The sequence below is a fragment of the Psychrobacter glacincola genome, assembly GCF_904846075.1.
Classification (GTDB): domain Bacteria; phylum Pseudomonadota; class Gammaproteobacteria; order Pseudomonadales; family Moraxellaceae; genus Psychrobacter; species Psychrobacter glacincola_C.
The window spans coordinates 57,920-72,923 of sequence record NZ_CAJGZH010000003.1 but is presented as its reverse complement, the minus strand read 5'-3'; the positions used below and the strand labels follow the sequence as shown (position 1 = coordinate 72,923).

Annotated in this window: 13 protein-coding genes and 1 tRNA gene; 9 read left to right on the top strand and 5 right to left on the bottom strand. The window is 44.2% G+C overall.

The window, feature by feature from the left end; all coding sequences use genetic code 11:
* Nucleotides 1-150 precede the first annotated feature (150 nt).
* The 6 genes from JMW85_RS11390 to JMW85_RS11365 all read left to right on the top strand — a co-directional run bounded on the left by JMW85_RS11390 (nt 151) and on the right by JMW85_RS11365 (nt 7,552).
* Nucleotides 151-540, top strand: coding sequence for a RidA family protein (locus JMW85_RS11390; protein WP_201581864.1), 390 nt, complete (start codon nt 151-153; stop codon nt 538-540).
* 48 nt (nt 541-588) lie between these two features.
* Nucleotides 589-2,064, top strand: a complete 1,476-nt coding sequence (locus tag JMW85_RS11385) for an aldehyde dehydrogenase family protein (protein ID WP_201581863.1) — start codon at nt 589-591, stop codon at nt 2,062-2,064.
* A gap of 46 nt (nt 2,065-2,110) precedes the next feature.
* Nucleotides 2,111-3,100 carry a membrane dipeptidase gene (locus JMW85_RS11380; RefSeq protein WP_201581862.1) on the top strand — a complete coding sequence of 330 codons (990 nt, stop codon included), beginning with the start codon at nt 2,111-2,113 and terminating at the stop codon, nt 3,098-3,100.
* 191 nt (nt 3,101-3,291) lie between these two features.
* Entirely contained in the window at nt 3,292-4,977 is a 1,686-nt protein-coding gene (locus tag JMW85_RS11375; protein ID WP_201581861.1) for a BCCT family transporter, read from the top strand.
* A 126-nt stretch (nt 4,978-5,103) separates the two neighbouring features.
* On the top strand, nt 5,104-6,843 hold the full coding sequence (locus JMW85_RS11370) for a hypothetical protein (protein ID WP_265090753.1): 1,740 nt from the start codon (nt 5,104-5,106) through the stop codon (nt 6,841-6,843).
* Nucleotides 6,827-7,552 carry a DUF3726 domain-containing protein gene (locus tag JMW85_RS11365; RefSeq protein WP_201581860.1) on the top strand — a complete coding sequence of 242 codons (726 nt, stop codon included), beginning with the start codon at nt 6,827-6,829 and terminating at the stop codon, nt 7,550-7,552. Before JMW85_RS11370 ends, JMW85_RS11365 begins: the two co-directional genes overlap by 17 nt.
* A 169-nt stretch (nt 7,553-7,721) precedes the next feature.
* On the opposite strand, the gene JMW85_RS11360 is transcribed toward JMW85_RS11365, so the two are convergent.
* Nucleotides 7,722-7,812: transfer RNA gene (locus JMW85_RS11360), tRNA-Ser, on the bottom strand.
* A gap of 128 nt (nt 7,813-7,940) precedes the next feature.
* Here JMW85_RS11360 and JMW85_RS11355 point away from each other — a divergent pair.
* The 3 genes from JMW85_RS11355 to JMW85_RS11345 all read left to right on the top strand — a co-directional run bounded on the left by JMW85_RS11355 (nt 7,941) and on the right by JMW85_RS11345 (nt 9,824).
* Nucleotides 7,941-8,834, top strand: coding sequence for a DNA/RNA non-specific endonuclease (locus JMW85_RS11355; protein ID WP_227681846.1), 894 nt, complete (start codon nt 7,941-7,943; stop codon nt 8,832-8,834).
* Nucleotides 8,835-8,921: 87 nt separating this feature from the next.
* A complete protein-coding gene (locus tag JMW85_RS11350) occupies nt 8,922-9,185 on the top strand; it encodes a hypothetical protein (protein ID WP_201581859.1) in 264 nt (87 codons plus the stop codon).
* A gap of 255 nt (nt 9,186-9,440) precedes the next feature.
* The gene (locus JMW85_RS11345; protein WP_045445845.1) at nt 9,441-9,824 is read left to right on the top strand and encodes a DUF2147 domain-containing protein; all 384 of its coding nucleotides are present in this window, start codon (nt 9,441-9,443) and stop codon (nt 9,822-9,824) included.
* 111 nt (nt 9,825-9,935) lie between these two features.
* Here the strand turns inward: JMW85_RS11345 and JMW85_RS11340 are convergent, their stop codons facing one another.
* From JMW85_RS11340 to JMW85_RS11325, 4 genes are all read right to left on the bottom strand, one after another.
* A complete protein-coding gene (locus tag JMW85_RS11340) occupies nt 9,936-11,198 on the bottom strand; it encodes an ammonium transporter (protein WP_045452414.1) in 1,263 nt (420 codons plus the stop codon).
* A 75-nt stretch (nt 11,199-11,273) separates the two neighbouring features.
* Nucleotides 11,274-11,612, bottom strand: coding sequence for a P-II family nitrogen regulator (locus tag JMW85_RS11335; RefSeq protein ID WP_010197981.1), 339 nt, complete (start codon nt 11,610-11,612; stop codon nt 11,274-11,276).
* Nucleotides 11,613-12,067: 455 nt separating this feature from the next.
* Nucleotides 12,068-12,922, bottom strand: a complete 855-nt coding sequence (locus JMW85_RS11330; protein WP_060491981.1) for a universal stress protein — start codon at nt 12,920-12,922, stop codon at nt 12,068-12,070.
* Nucleotides 12,923-13,096: 174 nt separating this feature from the next.
* Nucleotides 13,097-14,596 (bottom strand): SulP family inorganic anion transporter, encoded by a 1,500-nt coding sequence (locus JMW85_RS11325; protein WP_087813692.1) that lies wholly within the window; start codon nt 14,594-14,596, stop codon nt 13,097-13,099.
* Between the last annotated feature and the right edge of the window lie 408 nt (nt 14,597-15,004).

Genomic DNA, 15,004 nt, shown 5'->3' with positions numbered 1-15,004 from the left:
CTCCTCACCACTATTAATATATAAGATATCGTCTACGATAGATTAAATCTATCATATTCTAAATTTAATTAGTTAGATTTATCGTTATTACTTGGGTAGGATACCTCTATAGCAATCGCTGCCCAATCATTGATCAAAGGATATGACGACATGACGACTCATTCAACCAAACAAGCCATCAAAACCTCACTTTATGCGTCTAAAGCCCGTTTAGAATGGGCGATCACTAGCAATGGTACGTTGTACACCGCGCAGATTCCTATCGATGAAAATGGTGATGTGGTTGCAGGTGGTATCGAAGCGCAAACTCGTCAAACGTTAGACAATCTCAAGCACACACTAGAATGTGCCAATGTTGGTATGGATTCGGTACTACAGGTCATAATCTATGTGACCGATCGCGACTATCTAAAAACCGTCAATCAAGTCTACGCCGAATACTTTGAAGCACCATACCCAAATCGGGCAGCGCTCGTGATAGCAGGACTGGCTCGTGAAGAAATGTTGGTTGAGCTGGTCGTATATGCCGCTGTGCCTTAAAACTAATTTTAATATTCCATCTTTTAATACTTTATCAAGGAAGCTCTTATGTCAGCTCATACCGCCCAACAGATATTGCAGCAAGACCCAACCAAATCACTTTATATCAATGGTGAATGGCAGGCGGGCGTAAATACCGTTGCCAATATTAACCCATCTGATATCACTGACACTATCGGCGAGTTCGCACAGGCCAGTGGCGATCAAGTCAAAGACGCTATTGCAGCGGCGCGTCACGCTCAGCCAAAATGGGAAGCGACTCCTTTAGAAAAAAAGCAGTCTATCCTACAAGCGATTGGCGATGAAATGATTGCTCGCTGTGATGAGCTAGGTACACTGTTGTCTCTTGAAGAAGGCAAGCCGTTTGCGGAAGGTCGCGGTGAGATTTATCGTGCTGGTCAGTTCTTTCATTATTATGCCGCTGAAGTCTTACGTCAAATGGGCGACCTTGCTGACTCAGTACGTCCTGGGGTCAAAGTCGAAGTCACCCGTGAAGCTGTCGGTGTGGTCGCAATTATCTCTCCTTGGAACTTTCCAACTGCAACTGCTGTATGGAAAATCGCGCCAGCGTTAGCATTTGGTAACAGTGTTATCTGGAAGCCTGCGAATTTAACGCCTGCTAGTGCAGTGGCATTTGCTGAGATTATCCACCGTCAAGGCATGCCAGAAGGCACATTCAACCTGCTACTGGGTGGCGGCTCGTCAGTCGGTGATGCACTCATCAATTCTACAGATATCGATGCCGTTAGCTTTACCGGTTCTGTACCAACAGGTCGCAAGGTCGCTGCTGCGACGGCACCGAACTTTATTCGTTGTCAGCTTGAGATGGGCAGCAAAAACGCCTTGGTTATCGCTGACGATGCCGATTTGCAAGTTGCTATCGATGCGGCAGTGGCTGGTGCGTTTGGCGGTTCGGGACAAAAATGTACCGCTTCCTCACGTCTCATCGTCATGGATAGTATTCATGACGCCTTTGTCGAAGGTGTGATTGCCAAAATGAAAACCTTAAAGGTCGGACATGCGCTTGATGACGGTATCTTTATGGGCCCTGTTGTCGATGACAAGCAACTGGCATCAAACATGGACTGGATCGAAAAGGCCAAGCAATCAGGTGCCAATTTAGCCTTTGGTGGTGAGCGTTTAGAGATGCCACATGACGGCTACTATATGTCACCGACGTTATTTACCGAGACGGACAACAGCTGGGATATCAACCAAGAAGAGGTGTTTGCCCCGCTGGCGTGTGTCATGCGTGTCAAGGATTTGGACGAAGCGATTGCGATGACCAATGACACGCGCTTTGGTCTGACGGGTGGCATCATCACCCAAAGCTTACGTAGCAGTGCGATGTTCAAAGAGCAGGTACAAGCAGGTTGCGTCATGGTCAATCTAGCGACTGCAGGTACGGACTATCATGTACCGTTTGGTGGCCGTAAACAGTCAAGCTTTGGTCCGCGTGAGCAAGGTCAATATGCCAAAGAGTTCTATACCATCGTGAAGACCGCTTATCAAAAAGCGTATTAATTTGTACTAAAAATCGTATTTGTAAAAGCATAAAAAGGGAATTGATATGTACCAAGACCATATCGTCATTGACGGATTACAGTATAGCCATTGGGATCGTGACTACTTTAAGATGCTACAAGCCAGTGATATCAATGCGGTACACGCCACCTTGGTCTATCACGAAGATGCCCGTCAGACCATGACTCGCTTTAGCGAGTGGCACACACGCTTTGAGCAAAACTCAGATCTTATTTTGCCAGTGTACTCAGTTGCTGATATCAACATGGCAAAAGAGCAGGGCAAAGTCGGTATCTTCTTTGGCGCGCAGAACTGCTCACCAATTGATGATGAAATCGGCTTAATCAGCGTGATGCGCCGCTTGGGTCTATTGATTATGCAACTGACTTACAATAACCAGAGCTTACTGGCGACAGGTTGTTATGAGCAGAATGACAGCGGCATCACACGTTTTGGTCAGCAGGCGATCAAAGAGATGAACCGTGTCGGTATGATTATCGATATGTCACACAGCGCTGAGCGTTCAACGCTTGAAGCGATTGAGCACTCTAGTCGCCCGATATGTATCAGCCATGCCAATCCAACCACAGCACACGATGCCCTGCGTAATAAATCGGATACGGTTATCAGTGCCTTGACCCAAGCAGGTGGGTTGTTAGGGTTTAGCTTATATCCGTTCCATTTGCCAAATGGTAGTGATTGCACATTAGATGATTTTTGTACGATGATTGCCAATTGTGCTGACAAGTATGGCGTCGAGCATTTATCCATTGGTAGTGACTTGTGTCTCAATCAACCGCAAGCCGTGCTTGAGTGGATGCGCAATGGACGTTGGTCAAAAGCGATGGATTACGGTGAAGGCAATGCCAATAATTCAGGTTGGCCAGATACCCTGCCGTGGTTTGCTGGCAAGGAGGGCATGGAAAATATCTATAACGGTTTGCTCAAGCATGGCTTTAATGAGATTGACGCTGGAAAAGTCATCGGTCAAAACTGGTTTGATTTCCTTGAGAGTGGTTTAAAGCCTTTAGCCTAAAGGCTCATTCCTAAAGGATAATTCTAGCAAGTTATCGCTAAAAATCGCTATAGGACGACAGACGTTTTATAGCGCATACCCATTTGAAATAGACAGCTTTGAAGTAAGTAATATGGTGAGGTTGTTTGGATATATCCTCATTGTTATACGTCTGATCTAAATAACGAAACGTTAGCATATGGAGCCACATCATGGCCGATTTAAAGGGACTTAACCAAGGTGAGCAAGGACGCTCAAACGCTGCCAATAGCACAGCGGATAAGGTCAGCGCTGTACCAGCTGCTGCCGATATTGATGCGTTGGGGCTAAAAAACCCTGCCTTTTGGTATAGTGGTGGGTTTATTACGATTTTTGTGCTCATGGCTATTTTTGCAGAAGCACAGTTAGCAACGATCGTGGATGTTGGTTTTAAATGGTCGGCCAATATCTTTGGCCCTTTTTGGCAAATTCTGCTTCTCGCTACTTTCGTCATCGCTTTAGCGGTTGGTGCAGGTCGCACGGGTCGTGTGATTTTGGGCAACTTACCAAAGCCTGAAATGGACAATTTCAAGTGGATGGCCATCCTGTTTTGTACATTGTTGGCTGGCGGTGGGGTTTTTTGGGCGGCGGCAGAACCTATTGCTCATTTCGTGTCAGCGCCTCCTTTATACGGTGAGTCACCAGACTTGCAACAACGAGCATTTAACGCCTTATCACAATCTTTTATGCATTGGGGATTTTTGGCGTGGTCGATTGTCGGTAGTTTGACCGCGATTGTGGTCATGCATTTGCATTATGACAAAGGCTTGCCGCTGAAACCTCGCACACTTCTTTATCCTATGTTTGGTGAGAGCGTACTTACTGGTCAAACGGGCGCGATTATCGATGCTTGCTGTATCGTGGCAGTTGCTGCTGGCACTATCGGTCCTATTGGTTTCTTGGGCTTGCAAACCAGCTATGCACTGAATGAATTGTTTGGTATTCCTGATACTTTTGCCACCCAGCTTATCATTATCATATTCGCGATTGCGCTTTATACCTTATCAGCGATCAGTGGTCTTGCTCGAGGCATGCAATTGCTCAGCCGCTTCAACGTCATATTGGCAGTTGCGCTGATGGTCTTTATTTTGATGTTTGGACCGACCAATTTTATCGTCAATGGTTATATTCAAGGTGTCGGCACGATGGTCGATAACTTTATTCCGATGGCGACTTTTCGCGGTGATGAAGGCTGGCTTGGCGGTTGGACCGTGTTCTTTTGGGGTTGGTTCTTGGGTTATGGCCCGATGATGGCCATCTTTATCGCTCGTATCTCACGTGGTCGTACCATTCGTCAATTGATTACCACCGTATGTATTATTGCGCCGCTCGTGACGTGCTTTTGGTTTACCGTCGTTGGTGGTTCGGGTCTGGCGTTTGAGATTGCCAATCCGGGCAGTGTTAGTAGCGCGTTTGAAGGCTTTAACTTACCTGGTGCACTATTAGCCGTTACCCAGCAATTACCCTTTCCTTTAATGACCTCGATATTATTTCTAATTTTAACCACCGTTTTTATCGTCACGACAGGCGATTCGATGACCTATACCATCAGCGTCGTCATCAGCGGCGAGCGCGAGCCAAACGCCATGATTCGTACCTTTTGGGGCATTATGATGGGGGTGACAGCGATTGTTTTAATCTCGCTTGGTTCAGGTGGCGTGACTGCATTACAGTCCTTTATTGTGATTACCGCTGTGCCTGTATCCTTTATTCTATTGCCGTCGTTATGGAATGGACCACAAATTGCCCAGCAAATGGCGCGAGAGCAAGATTTGTATCGACCTAATCAGGTAGAGGTGAGACATAAAATCAGCGAAGAAAAGCTTGCTAAGGAAAAGCTTACTCAAAAAACTGATTGACTACCAAACGGTCAAGGTCAAAATAACGATCCTAAAAACGGCTGAATACTTATTTACCGATAGATATCATCATTGGCATTATTAACGAAGCTGCTGGCTCAATATATTAGGTAAGGTAGTGAAATTATGAATATGATTCATGCAAATAATGAAAGAATTAACGTCAAGCCACCTCAACTTAGTACTGAATTTCGTACTCGTGACGTGATTATGAATGCAGAAAGGTTGGGCGCGATGCACCAAACTCGCATTAGCTTTGTGCGGACGTTACTGCGTAAGATTGATAGAGAGCAATGGACGCTCAGTACCCATTTGTGGGATTTGGATGAGCAAGGCTATGGCACGGTTATTTATCGCCTCAATACTCCAGAGCATCTGTATCATCTGGTGGTATTTTGTAATGAGCTGGCTGATGATGAGCGCAACGATAGGGTGATTGCCCAAAAATGGGATGTGACCTTTGGTCTGGTCTTTGGTGAGATAAGTGAAGAGTTACTGGATAATCTACAAGCCAACGTACCGCTGCAAGAAGCAGGTCGCAACTCTAATATGGTGATGGTGCTGGCACGAGCAAATAAAAGCGTACGGGTCTTTGATCATATCGTTAGCTCACTCGCCATTGGTCAGCAACCAGATTTAGATATACTTGCGCAAGTGGGTTATATATTGCGCACTACTGCCGTCTATGGCAATGGTAAGTTTGGTATTTATGACTTTAAACCGTTAGATCACAGTGCAGATTTTGATCAATCCTTTCGAGCGCAGATGTGTGCCGTGTATTTGCTGCGTGAGTTTAGTTTAGATTGGGTCGATTATTTGGCAAAGCAAAAAGGCGGTAGCAACGCCGCTGCGCTGCATCCAGAGATTAAACGTTACTTGGGAGTTGGTAACGCTACCGGTCTAGGCATGGCACCGTATCTAATCAACCATCCCTGTGTCCTCGATCAATGGCTAACTACCCGTGAAGAAGCGTTGCAAGCGACACTGGTTTGCCAAATTGAGCCTAATGAAACGGCGCATTTTGCCAGTTTAATCAAACGCGCTATTCAGCATTTTAGTGAAATTGTTACTATCAATGAGCAGCAAATTAAACTCAATGAAGCGGTCGTTGCGGAATTAGCCGTACTACAAAATAATTTGATGGCAACCATTAATCAATACAGTACATGGGCGGAGTTCTTACAAGCTCACCATTACCTAAGCCTTGAGAGCCAAGAAGTGATTATCTCTTGCTTGATGGAGCTTTATCCTGAGCGTGTCGATGCGTTTCAAGAAAAAATAAATGCCGATGAAACGCTGTCGCTACCGAAAGGCAAGGTGATCCAAGATTTAATCGATGTATTAGAGCTACATTATCAGTGGGCGATTAATATTGATTTTAGCCAGCCCGATAATAGCCATTGGTTTTGGTATCGTTCGGTGGATAAAGAAGAGCCAAGGATGGGCGTGCGCGGGCAAGAACCGGGTGCTGATCGTGAGCTTGCATTAGACATCGCACGGCAAGCAAATAAGCTGTATCTCGCGTTGAAACCCACCGATCCACAGCAGCTCATTTCAGAATTCATCTTAAATCAGCCAAAATATCGCTCGATTGCGCGCCGCGTTTGGACGATGGGACATAAGCCACTGGGTGATATCCAGATGAATGTCTTGCATAAAAATGCATTACCCATGCACCTGTTACGGTGTAAATTATCGATGTTTGGGGCAACTAAGTTCGATCCCAGATCAGATCGCTGGGTGCGGATCACCTTGTTTCAAGGTGCGCCTTTGTTTGCAGAAGTGCATAGTGATGAGTGGCTGTTTCCTTTATTACCCGATTTATCGAAAGAGCAGCGAGGTTTGACTCATGATCGTATCGCATAATGAAATTGTGACGATAGTACACAAAGCCTTTACTGGGATGCACCGTGAAGTAGGCGAAGCGGATGTGATTGCTACTATGGTCGCTGAGTTACAGATGGCGGGCTTGGACGGTATCAGACACTTTAATAATGCCAGTCCGTATATCTTAACCGAGCACGATACGCCAATCGATATCGTTTATCAAGAAGACGGCGCTATTCGTTTAGATCTGCATGGTAGCAGCTTGGCTTGTCACTTGCCGACTATCATTGACTATGCTCTGGAAAAAATGGGTGATTTGGCGCATTTTCATATTTATTTACAGAACTGTCATAACCGCTGGTTGGCTTATAGTGAGCTGGTGGGGCTGGCTGCCAAAGGCTTTGCTTGTTTGGCTAAATGGGACAATGGCTCTGTGCCCAAGCATACATTATTTACGTTAAATCAAGGTTTTGTGTATCCTAATTTATACTTTTTTGACCAAGCACAAGCCAATTATAATACCAATGATATGATTATTGAAATTGCGACCCAAAATTTTGATATTGAACAGGACATACAGCATTTCAATCATAAAATATCGACAGATGAGCTATTTGAAACCCATCAGCGCGCATGGAAAGAAGGTATCTATGTCGACGATGAACAGTGGGTGATACTCAAAAAAACGGCTGCGGCGATGTTGGTAGAAAATAGCGAAACATCAAGTAAAGGTGCGGGAGGGGCGTAAGCGAGAGGAAGGTAATAAATAAAAGGTTACAAAATGACATAGGCAAATAGATTAAGCCAAAAAGAGGTTTGTAATTAAAAATTTCAGAAAGTATTTTGGATTAAAAGGTATTTCGGAGTTGTTTGAACAGATGGGAAAAGCTAGAGGCTTTGATTAAGCAGAATAAGATTGGCGGTGAAGGAGGGATTCGAACCCTCGATACGCTATTAACGCATACACACTTTCCAGGCGTGCGGTTTCAGCCACTCACCCACTTCACCGTTTTTAGACGGCTTAGTATAGCGGATACTGTCTAGAATGTCACGACTTGCACCTTATCTTTCTTTATTTACAAACGCCTGCTACGATAGCGTATACGTAATGACAAGCATAGATGGTTGAAAGTTGAATGATAAGTTTCGGTAGGCTCAATGCCCGTTTGAAAAACAGTATTACAATGACCGTGATGGTGGTAGTCGTAAGCATAACTTCAGCGCATGCTGATGACTTTACCCAGTGTAGCGAGTCCTTTTATGGCGGTGTCTATCCTGAGTTTATCAATACCAAGCTAAGCAACAAAACCCAAGCTTTATGCATGGATGGTTTTGCCGTTATGTATTCTGGTGTGTCGCGTACACCGCTTTGGTCGGCAGAATATTTGGATCGCAAGCGTTTACAACAAGCAAAAGAAATCGATCGTGAAGACAGCTTTCATGAAGAAAGTAGGTTACCAAAATCCGCACGCGCCTCATTGTCCGACTATTCAGGCTCTGGCTATGATCGCGGGCATTTAGCGCCCAATGCCGATATGGCGAATCGTAGTCAACAATATGATAGCTTTAGCCTTGCCAATATCGCCCCGCAGTCACCGCGCAACAATCGCTATATCTGGCGTAATATTGAATCAGCCACTCGCTATTTGACCCAGCAATATGGAGAAGTTTATAGCATTACTGGAGTAGCATTTACTGGCAAAACAACCAAGCAATTGGCAGATCGTGTACTGGTGCCCAGCCATTTTTTCAAAGCTGTCTACATACCAGCGATTAATCAAGCAGGGGTCTATTATGCACCCAATGATGAGTCAGAGCGCATAGAGGTTATTAGTGTTGATGAACTCTCGACTAGAATTGGTATCGATGTGCTGCCCGTCTTGGATGCCAAAACCAAAACACAGGCATTTGATCTGCCATTAAAGGCGGGTGAAAGCTCCGAGTTGCCCGATGAGCCAACAGAAGAGCCGGCTTGGATGCTGTTTGTTTGGGCGATTCTTGAGTGGGTAATCGCCCAATTGCAAGCATAATGCCTCTGTGACACGAGTCTATATATAATAAAAGGCACAAAAAATCCAAAAATTACGCAAGATATTGTTAATAAAAAGGAGAATCAAATGATTGATCCATTTGCCAATGACCACCAAAGCATGCAAATTGGTGAGCTTATCATCGAAAACCAAACAGATAAAATTATTATATATGGCGATATTGATTTGACTCTTGATGCTACTGGATATGAGCAAGCACAACAGTTACATGAACTAACAAGCAAGATTCTTCAGGCGTTTGAAAATGATGCTATTTACAATAATAGTCAGCATAAGTCAAAAGAAAAAGATGACCGGTTGGATAAAAATATCGACAATCCTTTTTTATAACTATTTGATATAGTTCAATTTTTATAGAAATAATAAACTATAAAAAAATTACTAGGCAAAAGCTTAAAATTGCTTATAATGAGTCAAGACATCGCTTATGTCGTATAAAATTTTGATGAGCAGTTTTTAGATGCGCTAATCACTTCCAAAGAGTAGAAAGTCGCATAGCTGTTAATAGGGATTTTAGCGAAGGATAAGCCTAGGAGATCAGAAACATAACGTTTCGAGTAATCATTGTATGAAGGGAATCAGTCTATGAAATTATTTACCAAAACCACTCTAGCTGTTGCAGGTATCAGTTTAGCAAGCATGGCATTCGCCGCTGATCCTTTGGCCAATACCACGTGGCAGACATTTGATGAGGGTAAGCCAAAAGGTACCGTAAAGATTACTGAGTCAAACGGTGTACTAACAGGTACGCTTATCGCTACTAACTCAGCCAAAGGCAAAAAGCACGTTGGTACGACCATTATTAAAGGCTTAAAGTCTGATGGTGGTGGCAAATATAGTGGCGGTACGATCACTGATCCTGAAAAGGGCAAAGACTATCGTATGACCGCAAACTTGAGTGGCAACACCTTAAATCTAAAAGGTTATATCGGTCCATTCTCACGCAGTCAAACGTGGAAAAAGAAATAAACCGATAGCTTATTTTTAGTATTAGACCTAATTTTGATAAATAAAAATCCCGCAATACCTTTTAGTATTGCGGGATTTTTATTACATATATTTTAATATTGGTTTAAGAGTTTATCTCACAAATTCTGGATATGCTTCCATACCGCACTCTGCTATATCCGCACCTTCATACTCATCTTCTTCAGAGATACGCAGACCAATCACTAATTTGATAACCGCCCAAGTGATTAAGCTGGCGATGAATACCCAAGTAAAGATAGTGGCTGCACCAGCAATCTGACCTACGAACGATGCTGCTGGATTGGTAATTGGTACGATAAGTAGACCGAACAGACCGACTACACCATGAACTGAGATAGCACCCACTGGATCATCTATTTTTATTTTATCCAATGCTAAGATAGATAGCACAACGATAACGCCAGCGATCAAACCAAACAGTGTTGCTTGTAATGCAGATGGGGTTGAGGGTTCTGCTGTGATAGCGACTAATCCTGCGAGTGCACCATTTAAGAGCATGGTTAAGTCAGCTTTGCCAAAGATGATGCGTGCTATTATTAAAGCACCAATTGCACCGCCTGCCGCTGCTGCATTGGTGTTCAAAAACACCATGGCAACCGAGTTAGCACTGGCAATATCACCCAGTTTTAGCACCGAGCCGCCATTGAAACCGAACCAACCCATCCAGAGAATAAGTGTTCCAAGCGCTGCCAGTGGTAAGTTAGCCCCTGGAATAGCGCGTATTTCACCATTAGGGCCGTACTTGCCTTTACGTGCACCTAATAATAATACCCCTGCTAATGCAGCCGCAGCACCCGCCATATGGACGATACCAGAACCTGCAAAATCAGAAAAACCCATGTCGCCTAAATTGAACATCCCAAATACATCATTGCCACCCCACGTCCAGCTACCCTCTAATGGATAAATGACACCAGTCATCACCACAGCAAATAATAAGAACGACCACAGCTTCATGCGCTCAGCCACCGCTCCTGAAACGATTGACATACAGGTTGCAACAAATACCACTTGGAAGAAAAAATCAGACGCAGCGGAGTAAACAGAATCACCGTCAAAGCCGTTTTCAGCGGAGGCTGCTAGAGCATCTGCTACCAGCGTTTCATTACCCGCGATACCGCTCAAGAATAGATTGCCACCATACATAATGGCATAGCCGCATATCATGTACATGGTACAAGCTGTGGCAAAAAGTGCGATATTTTTGGTTAAAATCTCAACGGTGTTTTTTGAGCGGACGAGTCCAGCTTCTAACATGGTGAAGCCTGCTGCCATCCACATGACGAGCGCCCCGCACATTAAAAAGTAAAATGTATCAAGTGCGTACTGGAGCTCGAAGATTTGATTTTGCATGTTAATTCCCCCTTGAATTGATGCAATACAGCTATCGGTATGATCTATAAATCTGTGTCTATATGGCCTTGAGCGTTAGATAGCGTCAGGGCCTGTCTCGCCCGTACGAATACGAATAACTTGCTCGAGTGCAGTGACAAAGATTTTGCCGTCACCAATCTTGCCCGTGCTAGCGATGCGAGTGATGGCTTCGATAGCAGGTTCGACCATCTCATCAATAACAGCCACTTCGACTTTTACTTTAGGTAAGAAGTCCACCACGTATTCTGCGCCGCGATAGAGTTCTGTGTGACCTTTTTGGCGACCGAAACCTTTGACTTCAGTAACAGTGACACCTTTAACACCGATGTCAGAAAGCGCTTCACGTACATCATCGAGCTTAAACGGTTTTAAGATCGCAGTGATTAGCTTCATAAAATATTCCTTATTTGTGTGATGCCGCAGGTTGATCGAAGCATTGTGATGCATCGTATCGCTGCCATGCTTACTATTAGTCATTCAAGAACTGTGCCAATTTACTCAAGGGGGATAGGTAAGATTGGATTTGTTTGTTCAAAAACAGCCATAGTTATGGCAAAAAATACTGGTTATGCTGCAATGGTATAAACCATCATTATGAGCATAGAGAATGCGAATTAACCTTTAGCGTTGAACTGACGAAAACTTTATTATAACCAACTTTTTAGGTGCTTGGGGAGACCATCCAACTATTTCCTGTGATGATTTGCTAACCTAGTTTGGTATATGAAACGAATCACTTGAGGAGAAAGTAGGGAAAATTGTGTGATACGGTAAGCGGAAGAGCTTAACATGGATGTATAGGCTCTGCGCTCAAAGAGAGAGGGGTGGCTGTGTAGATCGGCTAAAGCCTATACCTTTGGGAAGAGTAGGTAGGGGGTTTTGGTGCTGCCGAGCAGCTTTTTTGTGTCGCTACCTTTTAGAAGTTCGCGCAGACGAGATTGGCCAAAAGCACCGGTCATCAGCATACCGATATTATTTTCATTTTGATAATAATTCAAAGCCGAAGTGACATCGCGGCAGTCCAGCAAGGCTTTTTTAGACTTGATGCCTGCTTGTTTGAGCCGCGCATAAGCTTCACGTAGCGCATCGCAATTTTCAGAGTTTTCTTTACCGACCATCACGATATGAACGGTTAATGCGCGCACCAGTGAGGTTTTGCAGAGCCAATTGAGCAATTTATGAGATGTTGGACTGTTGTCAAAAGCAAATAACGCGGTTGTAGGGGGCAAAAATGGTGCATGAGTCACCAAAATGGGGCAGTGGCTGACTCTAATTAACTGGCTCAATGTCGATTTGCAGGTGACATTGTGACCTATAACAATCAATTGTGCTTTGTCATCGACGTAATCGATACTTTCATTGAGGTGTTCATGGCGATGCAGGGTATAGGTTTTTAGTTTTTGTCGCTGCTGTTCGCAATAGGTGGTGGCTTGATGAAGCAAAAGCTTGCCTTGGGCTTTTAGCTCACAATTACTCAAGTGCTCCTTGGTGGTGAATTGCTCAAGCAGCATGTTTTCATCATCGATATTTAGACAGCCTGAATAATTCACAGCCGCTTTTTGTTGTAAGCTCGGTACTGAGTGCAACAGTCCAACAGGTGCTTGTAGACGAGTCGCGGCCCACATGCTGGCTTCTAACACTGCTTGCACGTGGTCTGGGCAGTCCAAGCAGGCAATCACACTATCTGGTTTCAAGTTACTCATAAGACCACCACATTATTCCAATATTAAAAAGACAGAATAAAAAGACAGCTGCTTGGCTCAAGGATGGGGCGATAATGCTTATGCCCAACCCTTTGTACCAATGCAGCTGTTTATTCAACTGTCTATTTATGAGCAGTTAATCAATATTAACTCAATAAATAGACGTGGCTTTGTTTAATCCAATAAGCCAATATCTCGGCGATCGTGGATAGAGAAGCGATCAATCAGTGTTCGGCTCGCATTATTGAGTCCCACCACTTTGACATCAATGCCCTCACGTTGCAAGCGCATGACCAATTTGTCCAAGGTGTCTACGGCACTGACATCCCAAAAATGCGCTTGGCTGACATCAATTTGAATACTGTCCAAAGCTTCTTTGGTATCGAAGCTGTTTAAGAACTGGGTCGTAGAAGCAAAAAATACTTGTCCTTGCACATAATAATAACGGGTATTAGTACTCTCATCATACTCACTAAATACCGTTAAGAATTGACCAATTTTATTGGCAAACGCCAGCGCCGATAGCAGCACGCCCACGCCCACACCATAAGCTAGGTTGTGCGTAAATACTGTGGTCAAAACAGTCGCTAGCATGACAATATTAAATGACATCGGATGCGTTTTAAATTCGCGAATAGACTGCCAGTTAAAAGTACCAATGGAGACCATAATCATCACAGCGACCAGTGCCGCCATGGGAATTTGACTGACCCATTCACTTAAAAACACTACCATAATGAGCAGTACGATACCTGCCATCAAAGTAGACAGACGCGTACGTCCGCCAGATTTGACGTTGATCATAGATTGACCAATCATGGCACAGCCTGCCATGCCACCGAAGAAACCTGATACGACGTTGGCAATCCCTTGACCGCGACACTCGCGGTTTTTATCGCTTGGCGTATCTGTCAAATCATCGACGATAGTCGCTGTCATCATCGATTCTAATAAACCAACGATGGCAAGTGCGATAGAGTAAGGCGCGATGATCAGTAAAGTATTTAGGTTCAAGGGAATGTCAGGTAATAAGAACATTGGTAATGAATCAGGCAAATCGCCCATACTGCCGACATTACGAATATCGAGATTCATGTACATCGCGACAGCAGTCAAACCAACGATACAGATCAGCGGTGACGGAATCACGCGACCGATTTTAGGAATCAGCGGAAACAAGTAGATAATCGCTAAACCCGCCGCTGTCATGATATAAACCGTCATGCCAACGCGCTCAGTCATTGGGTTAAGCTCAGGCAGCTGGGCAGCAAAGATCAATATCGCGAGCGCATTGACGAAGCCAATGACTACCGAACGCGACACAAAGCGCATCAAATTACCGAGCTTTAGAATACCCATTACAATCTGAATCCCACCGCACAATAAGGTGGCAGCTAGCAAATACTGCAAACCATGCTCGGCGACTAAGTCAACCATCACCAGTGCCATCGCCCCAGTTGCTGCCGAAATCATGCCTGGACGACCACCGACGAAACTGATCACGACCGCGATACAAAATGAGGCATACAAGCCGACTTTTGGATCAACACCTGCGATAATAGAAAAGGCAATGGCTTCAGGAATCAGCGCTAGGGCAACGACCAAACCGGACAAAACGTCGCCGCGAACATTGGAAAACCACTCGTCACGTAAGTTATCAATAAAAGATGTCATAAGTAAACTGCATAGGGTTAGAGGCAAAAAAAGTAATCATTACTCATTCATAAAATGATCGCATCGCTATAAAAGTAGCTATTCATCTTTCTTTTACGGCAACATGTGCTGTGTCATATTGCGGTATTGAATTATTAAAGGTCACTAATAAGTAGGTCTATTGATTTACTTACTGGTATCGCTAATACGCTCACCAATAATTGATACGATGATAAATTCAGTGAGACTACCTAAAAAAATAGTTAAAATAAGGTGCTTAAAGCAGGGCATTTATAAGAGCACCTACAATAACGAATAGCGTCAGCAATGATATGCTGCGGTAGAGGGTAATAAATAATCTATCAAATAAAAATAGCCGCTCGACATGACCAGTCTATAGTAGTAACTTTGCCAAACAGAAGTGACAAT

Coding starts and splice junctions, on each gene's coding strand:
- JMW85_RS11390 (WP_201581864.1), top strand. CDS start 151: ATGACGACTCATTCAACCAAACAAGCCATCAAAACCTCACTTTATGCG.
- JMW85_RS11385 (WP_201581863.1), top strand. CDS start 589: ATGTCAGCTCATACCGCCCAACAGATATTGCAGCAAGACCCAACCAAA.
- JMW85_RS11380 (WP_201581862.1), top strand. CDS start 2,111: ATGTACCAAGACCATATCGTCATTGACGGATTACAGTATAGCCATTGG.
- JMW85_RS11375 (WP_201581861.1), top strand. CDS start 3,292: ATGGCCGATTTAAAGGGACTTAACCAAGGTGAGCAAGGACGCTCAAAC.
- JMW85_RS11370 (WP_265090753.1), top strand. CDS start 5,104: ATGAATATGATTCATGCAAATAATGAAAGAATTAACGTCAAGCCACCT.
- JMW85_RS11365 (WP_201581860.1), top strand. CDS start 6,827: ATGATCGTATCGCATAATGAAATTGTGACGATAGTACACAAAGCCTTT.
- JMW85_RS11355 (WP_227681846.1), top strand. CDS start 7,941: ATGATAAGTTTCGGTAGGCTCAATGCCCGTTTGAAAAACAGTATTACA.
- JMW85_RS11350 (WP_201581859.1), top strand. CDS start 8,922: ATGATTGATCCATTTGCCAATGACCACCAAAGCATGCAAATTGGTGAG.
- JMW85_RS11345 (WP_045445845.1), top strand. CDS start 9,441: ATGAAATTATTTACCAAAACCACTCTAGCTGTTGCAGGTATCAGTTTA.
- JMW85_RS11340 (WP_045452414.1), bottom strand. CDS start 11,198: ATGCAAAATCAAATCTTCGAGCTCCAGTACGCACTTGATACATTTTAC.
- JMW85_RS11335 (WP_010197981.1), bottom strand. CDS start 11,612: ATGAAGCTAATCACTGCGATCTTAAAACCGTTTAAGCTCGATGATGTA.
- JMW85_RS11330 (WP_060491981.1), bottom strand. CDS start 12,922: ATGAGTAACTTGAAACCAGATAGTGTGATTGCCTGCTTGGACTGCCCA.
- JMW85_RS11325 (WP_087813692.1), bottom strand. CDS start 14,596: ATGACATCTTTTATTGATAACTTACGTGACGAGTGGTTTTCCAATGTT.